Genomic DNA, 20,279 nt, shown 5'->3' with positions numbered 1-20,279 from the left:
AATAATGTTATCTCTGCGCATTACTGAGAGGATTGTAGAGTGGATGGCCGCTCAGACCCGGCACCTGAAAGAAAAAATCACCTTGTGACATTCTTTGGTTTAATTCTACGGATAAATAAAACACAATACCGCCCTAAATGTGATCATCATCACTTTACGAGTGTTAATGGTTGCAAACGAGCAACCCTAATCTTTTTTACTAGCCCAAAAACCCAATGCAACCACAAACTGTTTCGCGTAAGGCAGCCTGGCTTCGTGTTGTGCTGCTTTCCATTGCTGCTTTTATTTTCAACACGACTGAATTCGTCCCGGTAGGCTTACTCTCCGATATTGCGGCTTCGTTCTCTATGAACACGGCTGACGTGGGCTTCATGCTGACGATTTATGCCTGGGGTGTGGCATTGATGTCGTTACCGCTAATGCTGGCAACACGTAACGTCGAGCGCAGAATGTTGCTTAGTGTTATCTTCGCACTGTTTATTGCCAGCCATATCCTTTCCATTTTTGCGTGGGGATTTGGCTCTCTGGTGGTTTCACGTGTCGGGATCGCACTGGCGCACGCTATTTTTTGGTCGATCACTGCATCACTGGCAATTCGCGTCGCGCCCCCAGGCAAAAAAACTCAGGCATTAAGTATGCTGGCTACCGGGACCGCCCTGGCGATGGTGCTGGGCGTGCCACTCGGACGCATCATTGGACAATACCTGGGATGGCGTATGACATTTGGTGTGATTGCCCTTTCCGCGCTGTCGTTGATGTTAATCCTGACTAAATTGCTGCCAAGGTTACCCAGCGAGCACAGTGGCTCACTTGGCAGCGTACCGATACTGTTTAAACGACCCGCGCTGGTTAGCCTCTATTTACTAACGATAGTCGTGGTGACAGCACACTATACGGCCTATAGCTATATCGAGCCATTTATGCAGGCGGTGGCAACGATGGACGGCAATTTCACCACTTTCCTGTTACTGATCTTTGGTGCCGCGGGTATTTTTGGCAGCATTATTTTCAGCGTGTTCGGCAATAGATTCCCCTCAGGGCTGCTGATAGGTGCCATTAGTCTTATCACGCTCTGCATGGGATTACTGTTATTTGCTGCCATCCGCCCCACCGCCATTTCCATCCTTTGCATTCTTTGGGGAATGGCAATGATGATGATAGGGCTCGCGATGCAGGTTCGGGTACTTTCACTGGCATCGGATGCCACAGACGTCGCCATGTCTTTGTTTTCCGGCATTTACAATATTGGTATTGGCGCCGGCGCGCTGCTGGGAAATCAGGTGAGCACCTATCTAAGCATCGCGGATGTTGGCAACATTGGCGCACTGATCGGCCTGTTTGCGCTGTTCTGGTGTATTTTTATCTTCCAGCGTTACCCACAGTTACGCAGTAATGGATAAAATAGCCGCCGCCTGGCCTGATTAGATGTTCCCCTCTTGCAGGGCACTGGCGATCGGGCAACACATCTCAAGCTTTTTCGGGGTATAACCCCGTTCAAGCAGCCAAAACCACTGCCCATTTTCCGCGGGGGCTAATCCCATATCCCTGTAACCATCCCGGTATAAATATGGGAGCAGCGAAAAGCTCGCCGCATCAATACGCACATATAAATAAATGACCCGATTGATTGGGAGCAAAGCGATCTCTGATAGCGTTGCTAACGACAGATTAGTCAGCGTAATATCCAGACGCTCCTCGCTCACAACGCGCTTGACGGCAGGTATTGACCTCGTCCCGGGGGTAAGTTGTTGCGTTACACCAAACTTTTCAGCCAATAACGCAGGCCAGCCATCATGCTGATAATCCAACACGCTAAGTGGAACAGGCCGTGGTTGAAGCGGTAATACGCCGAGGATCACGCTCTCTCTTCCTTCCGGCTCAAAAGGCGAAAACACATAATCCCGGAGCAATGCTGTCGAGTGAAAACCCAGTGCTTTGGCCAGTCGTTGCGTGTATGTATGGCTGGATACCATTTTCATAGTCAACGTGTCCAACCCCAATTTATCCGCCTTACGACATAAATATTTTCCCAGTGAGGTCACCACACCTCGATTCCTGACGGATGGATGAACCACGCACATTGCCAGTTCTGCGATTTTTTCTTTCCCCGGACAGGGTAATAACGCCGCATGGCCGACGATACTATCGTGCAGTTCGGCCACCGCGCCATGCCAGTATCCCTGAGTATTGCGATAGCAAATCATCGCGGGATGATAGATATCAGGATAAACGTAACGGCCCCCGTAAACGAGCTGAAACAGCGCAGTAATGCTCTCCGCGTCCCTCTCCTGAAAAGCCCTGATGATCATATCCATAATCCCCTTACACGCGATAATCACGTTTATCGATGACGCGTTGTAATTTTCCCGTTCGGGGATTGAGGATAAGATCGGCTTGTCCACACCATTCAACGTGAAAGAAGATCTCCCTGGCTTCGATCATTTCTGCAATAGCATGATCCTTTTCCGCTAATACCATTAGTAGTCTTTCGGCAAGCAACTGATTGCCGGCTATTGCGATGCGTAACGTAAGATAATCGCAACGGCTATGGTTCTCTATCAGGAGCTGCCAGTGGCAGTTACCCACCGTTTCACTGATAAACGCGCCAATCTCATCGGGGAAAAGTGAGGCATATCCCACCCGCAAACGATAACCAAGGCTACTACGTCCCTGTAAAACAAATTTACGGCCCGGGCCTCCAGGAGGCTCACGCCAGGCGGCCATATCACCAGTTGGATAACGAATTAGTGGCATCAGCATACGCGTTAGATTTGTGACCACCAGCATGCCGGTACGATCGTTCTCATCAACAGCCTCGCCCGTCGCCTCATCAATGATCTCGACAATCGTCTCTGGTTCAAACACCCGATGTTCACCCGGAAGACAATCACGCGTGCTGGCACCAATCAACCCGGCATCTACGCTGGCACAGCCTATCGAAGTCACTCGCGCTTTGGGAAAAGCGACCGCAAGTTGCTGTAACTGCTCGGTAAAAACACTTTCGCTACCGTACAGAATGGTAGAGATAGCCGGTAGCTGAAGATTCTGATCCGCCAGTTCAGTTGCATAGCGAAGCAAGGTTGCCGGAACGCCTGCCAGTACCGTGATCCCGTGCAAAGCTATCTGTTCGGTGAGCGTCGATGATTGAATCGCCCCGGTGAAGGGGTATTCGCACACGGGGATTTCCATGTGCGAAAGTGCACCATGGATGAATAAAAAACTGGCGTAAAGATCGCCTGCGAAAAACAAATTGGCGACTCGTGCACCAGGCAATAGTTGGCTGGATAGGCTACGACCGAAGCTGGTAATGAAAGTACGCCACTCATGGCGGGTATAGACAGATAATTTACCTCCGCCGGTCGTCCCGCCGGTCTTAAATACAATGCCTTCGCTCACGGGTTGAGTCAGTACAGGCCAGCTTTCCAGTCCGCAATTTCCCGTCCAGTACTCTTCAGGATTGATTATTGGCAGGTCAGCGATTTTCCACCCGTTCATCGGTAGATGACGGAAATGCTGGCGGTACCACGGGGAATAGCAACGGGCCGTATTCACCAATTGTTCCAGACGGAATGTTTGTTCGCCAGCGTTTGGATAAGGAAAATATGGCACAGAATCGTGATTATTAATCGGCGTGGTCATGTTCAAAATATCCCTATAATTTACAAAGCAGTGACTTAATGGCGTATATCAATCACCAGCGGAGTTTTACCGCTTTGCGGATGGCGCTCAAACTGTACAAACGATCGACTTATCACCTGAAATTCCAGTAATTCCGCCTCCAGCGCCATTGCCAGTTCCGGGTCTGCGCACACTCTCTGTTTCACCTGCTCCACATCGCCTTCTGCCAGCAAGCGTATGCGCTCCAGCCCACTCTCAGGATTGTGCTCAAGGATCATCTGCACGGGCACAGCAGCCAGCGTTGCCAGATGCTGTGGCTGGATAAACATTGTGCCGATACGCACAAGATGGCCGTGACGGCCTAATAGTTCGAAACGAGGACTAAGGGCACCACAACGGCATTTTCCTTCAACCCAACGCCCGGTATCCCCAATGTCATAACGAATAATATTCTGACCTTCTCGCGCGATTGAGGTAAATAACAGACGACCCGCAAGGCCAGGTGCGACGGGTTCGTCACATTCAGCATCAACAATTTCCAGCCACTGAATATCCGTCATTAGATGGAAAACACCCTCAGGGCTCGCACTGCACGCGTGTCCCAGGGGGCCGGCATCAACCGAACCATAGAGTGCCGAACGAATAGTTTTCACACCAAATTCGCGAATATATTCACGCTGGGAAATGCCCATATGTTCACCTCCCAGCATCAGCTTCCGAATACCACCATAGTGACGCAGCAAAGCCTCTTCCCGTTTAAATAGCTGATATAAGGTGCTTGGCATGCCGACGAGGGTATCGATGCCCTGACTCACAATAATGCGGGCGATGTTGCCATAATCGTCATCGTGCGGTCCGCCCATTGGATAGTGTGTGGTGCCCATTTTTTCGAGCACGGTGAAGAAACTCAGCAAACCGCCATAAAGATTGCCGGCATACATCAGGTTCAGCACTTTGTCTTTAGCCGGGTCCAGGCCTGCGGCAAATAAACCGGCGGCGGCTGACGCCATCTGAAGGTGATAATCACGGTAAGTAAAACCGGCGAGTTTAGGTACGCCGCTGCTCCCCCCGCTGCGAAAGAAGAGCTGGGCATCCGGCTGTATAGAACCATTAAGAAATGCAGCGTTGTCCATAATAGGTTGAAGAGCAGGCAATACGGGGGGGGGCGGATTGAAATCAAGTGAAACCTGTCGTGGCAGCATATCCGCATTCAGGGTGACGGAGACGCGACGGGCAAGCTGACTCAGCGCATACATACCATCATGCGGTTCGCCGCTGTAACTCTCATGCATGCCAGAAATTCCGGTGATTCGACTCACGCCAGCCGCCAATAACAGTTGGCTAAGAGGCACAATATCAGGTTCGCTGGCAGCCAGACCGCAGGTTTGCAAGTGTGTTCGCCAGATACGCAGTGTCGGAATCAGTTTTTGTCTCGGCAAAGGGCGCAGCAAAATTGTGCGATACAGGGGTGAAGGTTCCATTGCTGTCGTGAGTTGCAGAATGATGCGCCAGCCCTCACCTACCCAGAAATCATTACCGGCGTCGGCAAAAATCGTATCCAGCTGAGAGAATGCGAGCATGCTGGTTATATCGGCAGCCGCTTTTTCATCCGGAATCACCGGTTGCCATTGTGAATGTCGGTTTTGCATCGCCTGCGCCAGTTGGGATCCGATATCCTGTAGCGTTGACCTTTCTTCGGTATCCACAAATACGATTTGTGGGCTGGAACAGGCCATCTGGTCAAATCGGCAGATCTCATCAGCGAGTGCCTCCAGAACCGATGCATTGACAGCATCCGGCATTAACCAGGCAAAACTGATTTTATGTCCCCAGGGGATCCAGCGACATCCTCCCGGTAACTGCTGACGAATGGCATCAAGCGCAACATCCCCTCCCCAGGCAGAAACGCCATCAGCGTAGCGCAGCAGCAAGGGAAGATCATGAGTTGCCACAGGTACAACGGCAATAAACCGCACCAATTCCCCCGAACTATCACAGTGGATGAACGCCTTAAGCAGTTGAAGTGTTAGCCCCTGTTCGCTGGAACTCAGGCGCAGCCAGTTAATGTTACCAACCAGTAAACTCTCGATTACGGCGAAAAAAGGAAGTAATTCTGCATTGGCGGGTGTGATATGCACGACAACGCCCAACGGGCGCCAGCTCTCGAATCGAGGCATTTGATAGTCAGGGCGGCGAAGTGAGAATGGACTATCGCCCAGCTCGTGTTCAAGCTTTGTACGTAAGGCCTTTGGTTGGCAAAACTGGCAGATTTCAATCCGCGATGCAACATCCAACTCGGGTAAAAAAGTGGCGTTTTGCAACTGTCTGACAAACTGCTCGGCACAGGATAGTAAGATTTCAGTCCGAAGAGGCTGACTCAGTGTGTCGTTGAGATCGGCGGTTAATAAGGCGATGAGCTGTTCCGACGACAATGTTGAATACACTGTTCCCTGAATAAGATACATATTATTTCTCCTGAATCAGCTCAGAGGCAGCCAGTGCGCAGCTCCGTGCGTTTTGATTGCTGGCGCGCCCAATCAGATCGAACCAGTCAGTTTGCAACTCACAGTGACATTCATCCCCACGATGGAGTGTTGCAAGATCGCTCATCACGATGCTGTGGGCCGGGCAGGAAGTGATATAGGGGGAAACGAACTGGATAAAACCACGCTGACCGTAATCTCTTACTTCAAATGTGCGGGTGTCACGTATCCATGCGCGGGCATAGACCGGAAGATGAAAATGATGCTGGCTGCACTCAACGTACGGAACACAATGCTCCACAGAACCATACCCATCCCGGCAGCGAATATCTGCTATTCCGAGTTGCTCATTAAGGCGAGCATAGAATTCACGTTTAGAAATTTCCACGTCGGCATGTGTTTTCCAGCCGCCGCCAAAAAAAGTCAAAGATTCAGGATGTAAATTGAGCCAGGGCAAGCGCATTTCACGCATGCGTTCGAGTACAAACCACATAAATGCCGGGAAACCCAGAATCCGAACCGGCAAACCTTCCTCAGCAAACTCTTGCAGAGCGCGAATCACACCAAAAGGATCGAATTCATGGCCTTTACCAGTCTGTCTGAGCGCATAAGCTACTCGATTGACAGGAGCATACTTACACAGAAACTGATCGGTATAAGCTGTCCCGAGTGTTATGACATCGAGCGGTTCGTAACTCAGCAGGAGGTAATTGCAAGGAATATCGGGCGTTTCCCAGCCATAATAACGAAAGATATGGTCAACCATTCCTTGGGCCGCAGATATGCTGCGTTCATCATAACGCATCCGACTTTTTTGACCGCTAGTACCTGAGGAGGTAAGTTCTAATGCATCATAACCGGACTGGCTTAACAGCAAGTTTTTTTTGAAATAGTTGGCAAAAACCGGGGGAACTTGATGCCAGGATGTAATATTCGATGCATCTGCTCTGATGCCATGGTGAGCCAGCCATTTCGAGTAACCCGCTGTATTCTCGACGTGAAAGGCGACGATTTCACGCATCGCGATATCAAAGAGCCTATCTGTATAAGTATCCTTTTGATAAGGATGCGTCATTGCACAAAGAGCATTAACGCCTGAAATATTCATTCCGCTATCCTTCCTTAGTAAAAATGTCCGTTGATTACCAACCTATGTAGTTTGTTAACGCTGTTTGTGCGCCCCTCGCTCGCTAAAAATATAAATAATCAGGCATACCGATATCAGTCCAGGAAAAAAAACGGAAATGATATAAGCATGGAGACTATTACCCGCACCCAATGCGGCCAGTAAAGCGCCACCTAATCCAAAAATAGCAACCGATATCATTCCCATCATGGCGGAGACTGCACCTTTACCATCATTACAGGAAAATAAAGTAAGCCGATATAATGTCGTGTTGCATATACCCAAACCAAAGGCGTAAATCGCCATCCCTATAACCAGTGCACTAATATGGTTAAAAAATAAAGTTGTAATCAGTGACAACGCTAGACCTGAAAAAACAGGATAGAGTGACAATGTTAAAATCCGTTCAATGCTAATGCGTTCGGCAATGATATTCAGAACGATATTTCCCGCAATCAGCGAACCAAATACAGGTAATTGCCACACAGCATATTCCATCATGCTCATGCCCAGGTTGTGCACCAGCAATAAAGGAGAAAGCGCTATCCATGCCATCAACGGGAGTCCAGACAAGCCAAGCGCAGTACTGCCGGACATAAATCGCCTGTTGTTTAATAATCCTCCGTAGACACGAGCAATGGCCCGAAGGCAGAGCGGCTGCGGTGCTATTCTGCTGCCATCGTTACGTGTTATACCGATCGTTTCGGGCATAAAGAGCAATAATCCGAACCAACTCAGCGCTGCAAGCATGGCAATAATGATAAAAAGCTCACGCCATGTCATAAAGGAGAGCAGGAAACTGCCCGCCAGCGGGCCAAATAATGGTGAAAGCAAAGCAATATTAGAAAAAATAGCAATCAGGCGTATAGCATTGGACTCATTGAAACCTTCCTGAAGAGCCGGATAACTGACCGTCACCACAAACCCCAGCCCTATTCCCTGAATAAAACGCAACATGGTAAACAGATTAATATCGCTCACCCAAGGCGTGATAAAGCATGAAAACGTATAAAGGGCGCAACCAAAAAGCAATAACGGACGACGACCAAATCGGTCGGACAGCGGACCAATAAGCCACTGGAAAGCAACCCCACCAAGCAGGTAAGCATTAAGCGACCACGGCACATAATTAGGTCCAGCATGTAAATCGGAAACGACGGACAACATGCCAGGCATGACAACGTCGCTGCCTGCATAGGTTAATAACTCAAACAGCGAAAGCAGTAGGCAGAATATCAGTGCATGCCGCGATGAAATCGGGAGTAATGAACTAAACATATATCCTTGTCTTAGCTCTTAACAATACCATGAACTTACAATACCACACTATATGTGTGGTTTTTATTTAAAGTAAATGGAATTACATCAACAACATGTAACGCAGGATCGGATAGTGTTTCAATGTGTAATATAATAATTATCTGATAACTTGCTCACAACGGCGCTGGTCAAGATTATGGTATTTCCGGCTAGAAGGATTCTGTCCCCGCTATAAAAAAAAGCACCGTCGATCATTACTGATTGACGGTGCCTTTTAACGCTGACTGGCACTTAGTTATAGATTACCGCTGTGCCATGTAGATTGTTCCGACCAGAGGTCGAAGTGATGCGGAAAGACTTTGCGCCTGCCGCCTCAGCTTTCACGGCCAGTTGGTTTTCCAGCGAAGACAAATTACTGCTGCCAGTTGCGCTGATGACGCCAATTTTTTGTTGATCCGCCGGAGCGGAGTTCACTTCCTGAGCAGCAAAACCAGCAAACGAAACACTACTCAGTACCAGAGCGATAACAGCAGATTTAATGTTTTTCATGATATTCACCTAATTTTTAATTTAATTTTTAATGTTGAATTTGTTAATGGCAGCTTACTGATAAATCACTGCTGTTCCGTGTAACAGGTTCTGGCCAGCAGCGGAGGTGATACGGAAAGATTTAGCACCTGCCGCATCGGCTTTCTCATTCAGCTGCGCTACCAGTGAATCAAGGTTGTTACTGTTGGCAGATACCACGCCAATTTTGTGCTGTTGTTGTGGCTCACTTGAAACTTGTTCAGCGGCAAATGTTCCAAATGACATAGCGATCAGGGTGGCGGCTGCGATTGATGCTTTTACGTTTTTCATGTCTAATCTCTCTAAATTCGGTTAATCGGTTGTCTGCGTCGTTATTAAGTTAACGATCGATAACTAAATGCTAAACCTCTCCCGCACCTGCCGTCAATATTATTTTTTAATGATCGTTAATTTAATTGGTATCATGATGATTTATCTGGATTTAAATTTTTATCCGTACAATTTTAAAGTTCATTTCAACGCCGTAATGCCCCTGGTATCCGAACTGTTTTTAGACGTGGATCCCGCTATGCACTCGTGAGGCTTGATTATTTTTATAATGATCGGTAATTTAATTTAGGTGTTGTAAGAGGTAAAGTGAGGTCATATGACTATCAATCAGGATGTTTGTGTGAAAAAAGGCCGGGGAAGACCGAAACTTTTCGATCGTGAAACCGCTCTTGATAAAGCCCTCGAACTGTTCTGGGCTCATGGCTACGAAGCCACGTCATTATCTGATTTGGTGGAAGCCACCGGCGCAAAAGCGCCAACGCTTTATGCTGAGTTTGAGAATAAAGAAGGCCTGTTCCGCGCGGCGATGAATCGTTATATCGAAAAGTTTGCTGAGCTGCGTAAAGCAGAACTCGCCTGCCCTGAGAGAACGGTGGTACAGGGAATAGAAAACTATTTTCGTACAACGGCCGCTTGTTTTACCGATGGTAAGAAACCCGCTGGTTGCTTTTTCATCTGTACATCAACCGCGCTTTCATCATCTTCCGGTGAAGTCGCCGAAATGCTGCGCGCCCGCCATAACCTGCAGGAAACGACCCTGTATGAGTTTTTACTTCATCGCCAGCAACAGAATGAACTGCTGCCTGAAGCTGATGTGAAAGCGATATCGCGTTATTTATCCTGCGTGCTTCAGGGGATGTCGGTGCGTGCGCGTGAAGGCGCGACGTGCGGCGAGCTGGATGAGATTGTTGATACCGTGCTGCATTTGTGGCCAACGTTAAGTCAAATGACTGCCACAACCACGGATTAATACCCGATGGAATGGACGGAAAAGTGACGGTTAACTCTACGCTGTTTACTCTCCTGTCACGAAAAACTATAACACGCCGGATCGCATACTGCGACCCGACGCGTATTAAGGCATCAATCGCTCACGCGCACTAAACGTCATTCAGTCAAATCCGCTACCGTTGCTGTCGGCCCATTTTTCTGTACCGATTCGATGCCCTTATCACGGGCCTGGGTTGAGCTGTACATTTCACTTTGACCAATCACCTGATGGTTGGCTGCTTTTAACGTGAAGTAAGGTGCACCGTTGTTCGCTTCCAGCCGGTGGTAATTGTTATCATTAGCGGCGTGTTTTTTAACAGAATCAATACCATTCTGGCAGCCAGATTTGCTGACATAACCTTCGCTGGATAAGATCACCTCACCATTGCCGGCTTTAAGTCGGAAATAAAATTGCCCGTTTTTACCGCTGAAAATTTCGTATTTTGCACTCATAATTATTGCTCCTGCAGTGAGAAAAATAACGGAATGTACAAGCAGGAAGACCGCAGCACCCACTCATCTGTGCGTACGGCTAAGGCACCTGCAACGTTAGCGTATAACTTGCGATAAACGCTTTCCTGATAGGTGTTAATTCGCCTTCAAGTGTTGATGCTAAACGGGAAATCGTCAAATGCGCCATCAAAATATGCCGGACACCTCTTTCTCCGCGTCCGGCACGCCGGAAGAACGCTACTTCACATCAACCTGATAGAAAATATGCTTGCCGAAAGGATCAATTTCATAACCGGAGACGTCCTTACGCACCGGCTCGAAAATCGTTGAATGTGCGATCATTACCGCCGGAGCCTGCTCATGCATGATCTGTTGAGCCTGCAGATAAAGCGCGACGCGTTTATTGTGATCCTGCTCGGCGCGGGCCTCAGTAATCACTGCTTCAAACGGTTTGTAACACCATTTAGATGAGTTAGATCCCCCTTCCGCCGACGTGCAGCTAAACAGCGGCCCAAAGAAGTTATCCGGATCGCCGGTTGCAGTAGTCCAGCCCATTAGCGCAGCCTGGTGTTCACCGTTTCTGACGCGCTTCAGATATTCCCCCCATTCGAAGCTAATAATGTTGGCTTTTACACCAACTTTTGCCCAATCAGCCTGAATCATTTCGGCCATGCGTCGGGCATTCGGATTATAAGGGCGCTGCACCGGCATAGCCCACAGATCGATGGTGGTTCCCTGCGCTAAGCCAGCCTCTTTCAGCAGTTTTTTCGCCTGTTCCGGCGCATACTCATAATCCTTGAGGTCCCGATCAGCACTCCAGACATCAGGCGGTAATATATTCTTAGCCACCGTGCCGGTTCCCTGGAATACTGCATCAATAATCGCGGGTTTATTAATCGCCATGGTCAACGCCTGACGCACTTTGACATTATCAAACGGTGCTTTTTGGGTGTTAAAGGCAAGAAAACCAGTATTCAGCCCGGCTTTTTGCATCAGCGCCACATCGTTGTTTTGCCGCATGCGCTTAAGATCGGCCGGATTGGGGAACGGCATCACCTGGCACTCATTTTTTTCCAACTTTGCATAGCGCACTGAGGCGTCAGGCGTGATCGAAAAAACGATACGATCCAGTTTTGCTTTCCCTTGCCAGTAAGCGGGAAATGCCCGATAGAGAATTCGTGAATCTTTCTGATATTGTGCCAACTCGAACGGACCGGTACCAATCGGTTCCATATCCACCTTCTCAGGTGTCCCTGCTTTCAACATGGCATCCGCATATTCTGCAGAGTGTATTGAGGCGAAATACCACGCTAAATCAGCGAGGAAAGGTGCCTCTGCATGTGATAGCGTGAAGCGGACGGTATTGTCGTCCACCTTCTCAATGTTTTTAATTAACGAGCCAAACTCAAGGCTTTCAAAGTTAGCGTACACGCCACCCGAGATAGCGTGATACGGGTTATTGGGGTCTTTCTGCCGCATAAAAGAAAAAATCACATCGTCGGCATTAAAATCACGCCCGGGTCTGAAGTTTTTATTGCTGTGAAACTTGACCCCTTTACGAAGATGAAAGGTATATTCCGTTCCATCCGTGCTGATATCCCAGCTTTCCGCCAGGCTGGGCTGAAGCTCAGTGGTGCCCGTTTTAAAATCGACTAATCGGTTGAAGATTGGTACGGCGCTGGCGTCAACGCTGGTGCCGGATGTGTATATTTGTGGGTTGAAGTTTTCCGGCGAACCCTCTGAGCAGAACACCAATGCTTTGGCTGATGCTGTTGATGCCAGCGCTAACGTTAGCGCCGCCAGCGCAAATCGTGTAACCGGTTTTTTCATTTCCATCCCCGCGTCCTCGCTAAGTGCTGATACTGCTATACGTAATAAAAAGTAATATTCCTCTCATTAATAACACTCTTTTCCTTCAAAGTATTAGTGAGCTGCTTCAAGAAGACAATAAAACAGGTTGCCATTTAACGACGGAGTCGGTACGTATAACAAATGAACATCCCCAACACTGAAAGGAACGGTTATGTCACGGGATTTGGTTAACCAGCTTACGACCCGCTTTTATCGCTATTTGGCCGTCACCAGCCAGAGCGATGCAACAGCAACCACCTTGCCAAGCACGCCTGAGCAGCATGCAATGGCGAAAATGCTTGCCGATGAATTGCGAGAAATGGGGCTCCAGGAGGTGGTTATTGACCAGAATGCGACGGTGACCGCAGTAAAACCCGGTAATTGCCCTGCCGCACCGCGCATCGGTTTTATTACCCATATTGATACGGTCGATGTTGGACTTTCGCCGCATATCCACCCACAAACACTGCGTTTCGAGGGCGATGATCTTTGTCTGAATAAAACTCAGGATATTTGGCTGCGTACCAGCGAACATCCTGAAATTCTTGCCTATAAGGGGCAAGAGATCATTTTTAGCGACGGTACTAGCGTATTGGGTGCAGATAACAAGGCAGCGGTTACCGTCGTGATGACGCTGATGGAAAATCTCAGCGGCAAACATGGCGATATCGTGGTGGCATTTGTACCCGATGAAGAGATCGGTTTGCGCGGTGCGAAAGCACTGGATGTGCAATCACGCTTTAATGTTGATTTTGCCTGGACCATTGATTGCTGCGAACTGGGTGAAGTGGTTTATGAAAATTTTAATGCCGCTGCCGCAGATATTCGTTTTACTGGCGTGACTGCGCACCCGATGTCAGCGAAAGGCGTACTGGTGAACCCTCTGCTAATGGCCCATGATTTTATAAGCCAGTTTAGCCGGCTGGAAACCCCGGAAAACACGGAGGGTCGCGAAGGTTACACCTGGTTTAATGATATCACTGCCAACGCGAATGAAGCCCGTCTGAAAGCATCAATTCGCGATTTCGATTTGGCTACGTTTGAGCAGCGTAAACAACGTATTGCCGAAGTAGCTGAAGAAATTGCCGCGCGATACCCCTCCGGCCGGGTGGAATTTACCCTTAGCGATACCTACAGCAATATCAGCAATGCCATTACTGATGACCGCCGCGCTATCGATTTGATTTTTACCGCATTGGAAGCGTTGGATATTGAGCCAAAGGTGATACCGATGCGTGGGGGTACTGACGGCGCAGCGCTATCCGCAAAAGGATTACTGACACCAAACTTCTTTACTGGTGCTCACAACTTTCACTCCAGGTTCGAGTTTTTACCGATACCCTCATTTGTCAAATCGTATCTGGTGGCAGAAAAACTCTGCTTATTGGCGGCAAAGTAATCCTCAGTGTCGGCAGTCTGGTGGGCTGCCATCACATTAATGTCTTTGACTCTGACTTCACGCTGCATCAATTTGCGCAAAGAATTTCTTCGCCAGCGATGTAACCGTGATGTCCTGTTGAACTTTAGCGATTGCAATATCGAACATTAAGGATGTTCCGCCTCTTCTCCCCAAGCGCGTCGCGTGATTATGTAGTTCATAAATATACTGAACGACTTCATCAAAGAAATTGAGTATAAAAAAGCCATAAGAATTTACATAATGCAGCCGAATGCCAATCTGAGATTGAAGGAATTACGATGTTTAGTGCGGTAAATAACGGATTTTCGCGTCTGTTTGATCATCCCAATTTGGGCAAGTTATTTTTACGGTTAACGTTTGGTATTTTGCTGATTTTTCATGGCGAAGCCAAGATACAGAATGGCGTCGGCTGGATTGCCAAGTTATTAGCCGCTCATGAACTGCCTGCATTTATTGCCTACGGCGCTTACATCGGAGAAATTGTTGCACCCGTGATGATTATCATCGGTCTGTTAACCCGTCCGGCAGCTTTTGTCATTGCGGTCAATATCGCAATAGCCACTTTGCTGGTGCAGACTGGCGCTTTCTGGTCACGTACTAACGTGGGTGCCTGGGCGTTAGAAACAGAAGCTCTCTATTTCTTCGGTAGCGTGGCCATCATGCTGCTGGGGGCCGGTAGATATACGTTAATACGCAATCCTCGCTGGCAGTAGCATCTCTAAATGCTGAACGGGCGGGTATCGCTACCCGCCCGTTCGTCTATACTAATCCACAGCTTTGTTTACTGGCATACTCGTGCGCGGCATACAGCGCAATTTCATCCTGTACCACAGCGCCAAGTGCAGCTTCAAACTCCTCACGGCTGGCGCGTCCCTGTGAGGATGCCTGATTATCCCCCAGATTTGACTGGAAAATACCCGCCGCGCTGACGGGTAGGAAATCCTCATACACCAGTGGATTGGCGACCAGATATCCCTCGGCAATTAAAACTTCCACATCTTCACCCACCGCTATCCCCCTGCTTTTCCCTTTTTCTGTCAGCGCATATTCATACCATGCCAGTTGTTGCTGACGTAATGTCACATCATCATCGGGAAATTCAGTAAAAACGCTGGACAAATGGTCTTGGTGCTGCTGATTCTCCTTTCCGCTCCCTGCGGCGGCTAGCAGACGGTCGTAAAGTTCGCGGCCTTTATGCGTTAGTGCGACGCCGCGCTGTTCAATTTCCCCAAAGCGTGCGGTATGCGTCCCGGGATGGTCATCGCTAAATCTGACAGGTTCATCCAGCGCCTTAAAGCTGGTTTGCCGCAGCAAAACGGGAACTGTCCGGCGCGGTGGTCCTTCAATAATGGCTTTGGGCGTGATGCCATACTGCGGCATTAATGCCTGAACACGATCGATGTCCAGCGTACGTGGCGTAAGGTGGTTAATATGGCATCCGGGAAAACAGACAACATCTGCAATCAGACGATGTTGTTGGTGCAACGCCTGATAGGTTTCGCTGTCCACCGTCGTTTGTTGGTGCCAGCGAAAGGTTTCCAGCGATTGCGTAACAAATTCTTCCACCTGCGCGGCATCGAGCCCACCCTGCAGTTGATGTAATTTTATCAACTCACGGCAACGTGGCGTAAAAATATCTCTTGCGGAGAGGATGTCTGCAGCACGCTGACGTAATGTGTCATCTTCGATCAGATCCAGCCGCAGCAATGAGGTGAATAGACGAAACGGGTTACGTTTTAAGGCCGCTGGCGTTGTTGGACGAAATGCCGTTGAATGTACGGGTACACCAGCTTGTGACAAATCATAATACCCCACAGGATGCATGCCCATAATGGCGAACAACTGGCGTAATGTGCTGAGTTCCTCGGCGGTACCGACTCGGATAGCGCCATGACGTTCAACACTAAGGCGCGCCAGATCGCCAGCCTGATTCAGACGGGTGGCCAGTAGAGGATCGCTTTCCAATATCTGCTGGTTAACCTCAGCAACTAACGATAATAATACACCGTACTGCGGCACTTCTTGCTGATACATGGTCGACATTGCCTGCGAAAAACGTTCGCGAATGTCATCTGCATGGACCCACTTCCTGTTTTGTTCACTCATTTTGATCGCCTTTACTCACTTTACGGGTTGCTGCAAATGTAAGGTATTGTCAGTTATCTGGGAAATATTTTGTTAAATTTGTGATCGCGGCATCAACCATAAGTTTTTTAACCCCACTAACAGTTTCATTATTGGGGATATTTTATACAATCCGCGAGAATGTTAACAAAAATTTGCAATAAGGTTAACAAATTCAATAACTGCCTCTTGCTTCGCCTCTTCAGACCTCACTAACCTAAAGTATGAATAAAAATTACGTTTTTAATCAGCGCATTCGATTGCGCCATCTTCATACCTTTGTCGCAGTTGCACAGCAAGGTACGCTGGGTCGCGCGGCAGAGACGCTAAGCCTTAGTCAACCTGCGTTATCAAAGACGCTAAATGAACTGGAGGAATTGACGGGTGCCCGCCTGTTTGAACGTGGGCGCTTAGGAGCGCAACTGACCACGATGGGCGAACAATTCTTAACGCACGCAGTAAAAGTGCTTGATGCGCTCAACCATGCCGGCCAGTCGTTCAGTAGTCCTATCGGCGACCGCCCGGTTATTTTGCGTGTGGGGGCCCTAACCACCGCAGCGATGGGAATGCTGCCTTCTATCCTCGATCGTTTTCATCAGCTGCAACCGCAGGCTACCGTGCAAGTTGCGACCTTACATAACAACGTTCTGCTGGCAGGCTTGAAAGCCGGCGAGTTTGACGTCGGCATTGGTCGGATGGGGGATACCGACATGATGGCGGGACTAACTTATGAGCTCCTGTTCCTTGAATCGCTCAGGCTGGTAGTACGTCCTAATCATCCATTATTAAGTGACAACGTCACCTTATCACGGGCATTGCAATGGCCCGTTGTAATCTCACCTGAAGGCACTGCTCCACGGCGAATTGCACAATCCATGATGGATGCACAGGGCTGTTCGTTGCCCGCGAACTGTATTGAAACCTCGTCTACGTCGCTGGCACGTCAACTCGCGCAGCGCTATGATTATGTCTGGTTTGTACCGTCGGGCGCGATCAAAGAAGACCTCTTGCATAATTCACTGGTCGCCTTACCTATCGCCTCACATGGGCCGGGAGAACCTGTCGGAATTGTAACCCGTTCAGGCACCCAACATTGTCTGAGCACGGAGATTTTGCTCGCGACGATACGTAAATGTCATTCCGGATGAAATGACGACACAGCCTTATGTTCCGCGTCCGGATGACTCAGGGCGGAACATAAGCCGTGGAGACTATTTACGCCCCCAAAAGCAGGCGTTTTAACGACTACGTTTGGCGTGACGTTCACGGTTATCCTGTCTTGCCTGCTCCGTTTTGCGCATTCCTACATAAATCGCGCCGCTGCCACCATGCCAGGATTGAGCGATACAAAACGTTTGTACATCATCAAACTGCCTTAGCCAGCGGTTAAGATGGCTACGGATAATGTTGGCATGTGATTTATCGTGGAGCCCTTTTCCATGAATAATCAGAAGGTTGCGAAGATTATCTTTCCTTGCCTGAAGCATAAAAGTAAACAGTAACTGACGACAGTTTTTGATAGGTTGTCTCAGCAGGTTGAGACTGGCATCCAGCTCATATTTGCCCAGACGCAACTTGTCCAAAACGCCCTGCTGGATCCCCTCAGCTTTAAATTCAAGCGGCTCGCTTAGCGGCAGCACATCGAGGAAACCTTCGACAAGAAAGTTTTCAGTTTGATCCTGTGGCGTTTTTACGCTGCTAACCACCAGTGAAGGCGATTTTAGCCAGTGTACGCTGGCACACTCTTCCAACGGCTTGACATCGCCCATGGCGTCACGGAACAGATCTTTATCATCAAGATCACCAAGGTTCATAAGCACCTCTTAACTGAAACGTGTAGATCAATGAATGTAATGCAATCAGGCAAGTCTACCGCACCGTAATACCGATGCCAAAGCGAACAAAAACGTTAAAAATCGACTTTTTCAGCATCAGGATGCCTAATCGTCCCTCTGAAAATGAAAAAGCAAAAATCCGCATTACCTTATCGGAATTGAAGCATTGTCAGCGATAAATATGGGATCGATAATCTAAATATACCCAATTTATCGCTACTTACGCCGCGGAGCGGCCTGCTTAATTGAGTTTGACCAACTAAAATCTTTAACGTCGCTGGCGGGTATTTTTTTCGCTTTTGGCTTACGTGGAACCTTGGGGGGATTAGCCTTCTCTTTTGCCAGTCTCTCCTTCATAACCAGACGTTTTGCTTCTTTCGTCAATTCTTTAAGCTGCTTTGCATCCGGCTGTTTCCCCAATTTGGTTACCAACAGTTGAACCTGCTGTTCAATAAGAATTTTTTCGTTATCAGTAAATTCATTGATTGAGATTTCTTTTTCATTTTTCATTCTATGGTCCACTCTGGGTGATAATTTGACAGCGTAGCGCATGTCAGTTGTTTCTACCGACCTTTATTAAAAAATGGCGCAATGTGACAAATCCGGTGGCGTCGCTACCATAACCCTGAAATTCTGGCATGACTACTATTCTGACGAAAAGGACTGCGCACATGATGGCGATGACATTACTCGAAGACAGTATCGAAACTCCTCTGGGTAAATTAGTGATTATTAGCGATGAACAGCAACATCTGCGTGCCGTCGAATGGGATGAATACCACGAACGCATCATGCGTTTACTTCATATTCACTATGCCGCACAAGGCTTTCGCTTACGGCGGTTAAAGAATGCTGGTGGATTGAGCGCGCAATTATCACGCTATTTTGAGGGGGATTTGGCTGTTATTCAACAGCTTCCCGTTGCAACGAATGGAACGGACTTCCAGCGTGAAGTATGGAAAATGTTGCGAGAGATACCCTGCGGCAGTGTTATGCGCTATGGCGAAATGGCGACTAAATTAGGCAGGCCTGGTGCTGCTCGCGCGGTAGGTGCCGCGAATGGCGCTAACCCCATCAGCGTCGTGGTACCCTGTCATCGCGTTATTGGTGCCAATGGTACCCTCACCGGCTATGCAGGCGGGGTAAAACGTAAAGAGTGGCTGTTAAAACATGAAGGTTATCTGTTGATATAATTTTTTACCGCAGCATCGCTTTATCACTGGTGTCGCACGCCTGACATACATGGGCGTTTTGACTTTTATCATCTAAAGTGAAACATCCTGCAGGCAACTAAAAAACCGATAACGATAGTGTATTATCGCACTTCTCCACCTCAGGAATGGCTATGTTTTTCATAAGAATCAAAAGGATATCATCAAAAAAAGGCATCCTTAACCTTTATGTGCCTAAAACTCATCTGACAAGTTTATTTTTATAGCTAAAAAATGTTAAAATTGACCTTAGTCAATTCATGCCTGAGTGTAAAATTATGATCCCGGAAAAGCGAACAACTATTCGACGTATCCAATCTGGTGGTTGCGCCATCCACTGCCAGGATTGTAGCATCAGCCAGCTGTGTATTCCCTTCACTCTGAATGAGCATGAACTGGACCAGTTGGATAATATCATTGAGCGTAAAAAACCAATTCAAAAAGGCCAGACGCTGTTTAAAGCGGGTGATGAACTGAAATCGCTTTATGCTATACGGTCCGGGACTATCAAAAGTTACACCATCACAGAACAGGGTGATGAGCAAATTACGGGCTTTCATCTGGCCGGTGACCTGGTCGGATTTGATGCCATAAGTGCCGCCCATCATCCCAGCTTTGCCCAGGCGCTGGAAACAGCAATGGTGTGCGAGATACCGTTTGAAACCCTGGACGATCTTTCCGGCAAAATGCCCAGTCTACGTCAGCAAATGATGCGTTTGATGAGTGGGGAAATTAAAGGCGATCAGGATATGATCCTGCTGCTGTCGAAGAAAAATGCAGAAGAGCGCCTGGCTGCTTTTATATGGAACCTCTCCCGCCGCTTTGGCCAGCGTGGTTTTTCGCAGCGTGAATTTCGTCTGACCATGACTCGCGGTGATATTGGTAACTACCTCGGACTGACGGTAGAAACCATTAGCCGTTTACTCGGTCGCTTCCAGAAAAGTGGCATGCTGGCGGTACAAGGCAAGTATATCACTATTGAAGATCATCAGATTCTGGCTGAACTGGCTGGTCAGAGCCATTAATCGCCTGAAAGAATGCCGGAGAAAT

Annotated in this window: 19 protein-coding genes; 7 read left to right on the top strand and 12 right to left on the bottom strand. The window is 48.4% G+C overall.

Annotated features, from left to right (window positions below; translation table 11 throughout):
* The first annotated feature begins 215 nt into the window (after positions 1-215).
* Positions 216-1,400 (top strand): sugar transporter, encoded by a 1,185-nt coding sequence (locus tag J1C60_RS09110; protein ID WP_128174492.1) that lies wholly within the window; start codon positions 216-218, stop codon positions 1,398-1,400.
* Between the two features lie 21 nt (positions 1,401-1,421).
* On the opposite strand, the gene J1C60_RS09105 is transcribed toward J1C60_RS09110, so the two are convergent.
* The 7 genes from J1C60_RS09105 to bhsA (J1C60_RS09075) all read right to left on the bottom strand — a co-directional run bounded on the left by J1C60_RS09105 (position 1,422) and on the right by bhsA (J1C60_RS09075) (position 9,345).
* Positions 1,422-2,315, bottom strand: coding sequence for a GNAT family N-acetyltransferase (locus J1C60_RS09105; protein ID WP_235859141.1), 894 nt, complete (start codon positions 2,313-2,315; stop codon positions 1,422-1,424).
* A gap of 7 nt (positions 2,316-2,322) precedes the next feature.
* Entirely contained in the window at positions 2,323-3,639 is a 1,317-nt protein-coding gene (locus J1C60_RS09100; RefSeq protein WP_128174493.1) for a phenylacetate--CoA ligase family protein, read from the bottom strand.
* Positions 3,640-3,674: 35 nt separating this feature from the next.
* Entirely contained in the window at positions 3,675-6,083 is a 2,409-nt protein-coding gene (locus tag J1C60_RS09095) for an acyl-CoA reductase (protein WP_128174495.1), read from the bottom strand.
* Position 6,084: 1 nt separating this feature from the next.
* Positions 6,085-7,209 carry a LuxE/PaaK family acyltransferase gene (locus tag J1C60_RS09090; RefSeq protein ID WP_128174497.1) on the bottom strand — a complete coding sequence of 375 codons (1,125 nt, stop codon included), beginning with the start codon at positions 7,207-7,209 and terminating at the stop codon, positions 6,085-6,087.
* A 54-nt stretch (positions 7,210-7,263) separates the two neighbouring features.
* The gene (locus tag J1C60_RS09085) at positions 7,264-8,505 is read right to left on the bottom strand and encodes an MFS transporter (protein WP_128174499.1); all 1,242 of its coding nucleotides are present in this window, start codon (positions 8,503-8,505) and stop codon (positions 7,264-7,266) included.
* 273 nt (positions 8,506-8,778) lie between these two features.
* Positions 8,779-9,036: a multiple stress resistance protein BhsA gene (gene bhsA / locus J1C60_RS09080; RefSeq protein WP_128174501.1), complete on the bottom strand. Its 258-nt coding sequence runs from the start codon at positions 9,034-9,036 to the stop codon at positions 8,779-8,781.
* 54 nt (positions 9,037-9,090) lie between these two features.
* On the bottom strand, positions 9,091-9,345 hold the full coding sequence (gene bhsA, locus J1C60_RS09075; RefSeq protein WP_128174503.1) for a multiple stress resistance protein BhsA: 255 nt from the start codon (positions 9,343-9,345) through the stop codon (positions 9,091-9,093).
* Positions 9,346-9,661: 316 nt separating this feature from the next.
* Here bhsA (J1C60_RS09075) and J1C60_RS09070 point away from each other — a divergent pair, with 316 nt between their 5' ends.
* Positions 9,662-10,315 (top strand): TetR/AcrR family transcriptional regulator, encoded by a 654-nt coding sequence (locus tag J1C60_RS09070; protein ID WP_128174505.1) that lies wholly within the window; start codon positions 9,662-9,664, stop codon positions 10,313-10,315.
* Positions 10,316-10,452: 137 nt separating this feature from the next.
* Here the strand turns inward: J1C60_RS09070 and J1C60_RS09065 are convergent, their stop codons facing one another.
* A complete protein-coding gene (locus J1C60_RS09065) occupies positions 10,453-10,788 on the bottom strand; it encodes a YegP family protein (RefSeq protein WP_128174507.1) in 336 nt (111 codons plus the stop codon).
* A 237-nt stretch (positions 10,789-11,025) separates the two neighbouring features.
* Positions 11,026-12,618, bottom strand: coding sequence for an ABC transporter substrate-binding protein (locus tag J1C60_RS09060; protein ID WP_128175044.1), 1,593 nt, complete (start codon positions 12,616-12,618; stop codon positions 11,026-11,028).
* Positions 12,619-12,811: 193 nt separating this feature from the next.
* On the opposite strand from J1C60_RS09060, the gene pepT reads away from it, so the two are divergent.
* A complete protein-coding gene (pepT, locus tag J1C60_RS09055; RefSeq protein WP_128174509.1) occupies positions 12,812-14,038 on the top strand; it encodes a peptidase T in 1,227 nt (408 codons plus the stop codon).
* 299 nt (positions 14,039-14,337) lie between these two features.
* Positions 14,338-14,772, top strand: a complete 435-nt coding sequence (locus J1C60_RS09050) for a DoxX family protein (RefSeq protein WP_128174511.1) — start codon at positions 14,338-14,340, stop codon at positions 14,770-14,772.
* Between the two features lie 46 nt (positions 14,773-14,818).
* Here the strand turns inward: J1C60_RS09050 and hglS are convergent, their stop codons facing one another.
* Complete coding sequence (gene hglS / locus J1C60_RS09045; protein ID WP_128174513.1) at positions 14,819-16,165, bottom strand: 2-oxoadipate dioxygenase/decarboxylase HglS; 1,347 nt, start codon at positions 16,163-16,165, stop codon at positions 14,819-14,821.
* Between the two features lie 242 nt (positions 16,166-16,407).
* Here hglS and J1C60_RS09040 point away from each other — a divergent pair, with 242 nt between their 5' ends.
* Positions 16,408-17,331, top strand: a complete 924-nt coding sequence (locus tag J1C60_RS09040; protein ID WP_128174515.1) for a LysR substrate-binding domain-containing protein — start codon at positions 16,408-16,410, stop codon at positions 17,329-17,331.
* 90 nt (positions 17,332-17,421) lie between these two features.
* Here J1C60_RS09040 and smrA read toward each other — a convergent pair whose 3' ends face one another.
* Both smrA and J1C60_RS09030 read right to left on the bottom strand, forming a co-directional pair.
* The gene (smrA, locus tag J1C60_RS09035) at positions 17,422-17,997 is read right to left on the bottom strand and encodes a DNA endonuclease SmrA (RefSeq protein WP_128174517.1); all 576 of its coding nucleotides are present in this window, start codon (positions 17,995-17,997) and stop codon (positions 17,422-17,424) included.
* 237 nt (positions 17,998-18,234) lie between these two features.
* The gene (locus tag J1C60_RS09030; RefSeq protein ID WP_128174519.1) at positions 18,235-18,528 is read right to left on the bottom strand and encodes a hypothetical protein; all 294 of its coding nucleotides are present in this window, start codon (positions 18,526-18,528) and stop codon (positions 18,235-18,237) included.
* A gap of 170 nt (positions 18,529-18,698) precedes the next feature.
* On the opposite strand from J1C60_RS09030, the gene ogt reads away from it, so the two are divergent.
* Together ogt and J1C60_RS09020 are read left to right on the top strand one after the other, a co-directional pair.
* A complete protein-coding gene (ogt, locus tag J1C60_RS09025; protein WP_128175046.1) occupies positions 18,699-19,211 on the top strand; it encodes a methylated-DNA--[protein]-cysteine S-methyltransferase in 513 nt (170 codons plus the stop codon).
* A 296-nt stretch (positions 19,212-19,507) separates the two neighbouring features.
* On the top strand, positions 19,508-20,254 hold the full coding sequence (locus tag J1C60_RS09020) for an FNR family transcription factor (RefSeq protein WP_128174521.1): 747 nt from the start codon (positions 19,508-19,510) through the stop codon (positions 20,252-20,254).
* Positions 20,255-20,279: the final 25 nt, after the last annotated feature.

The sequence above is a fragment of the [Pantoea] beijingensis genome (genome assembly GCF_022647505.1).
GTDB lineage: Bacteria > Pseudomonadota > Gammaproteobacteria > Enterobacterales > Enterobacteriaceae > Erwinia > Erwinia beijingensis.
The sequence above is the reverse complement of the archived record's forward strand: the minus strand, read 5'-3'. Positions and strand labels throughout refer to the sequence as shown.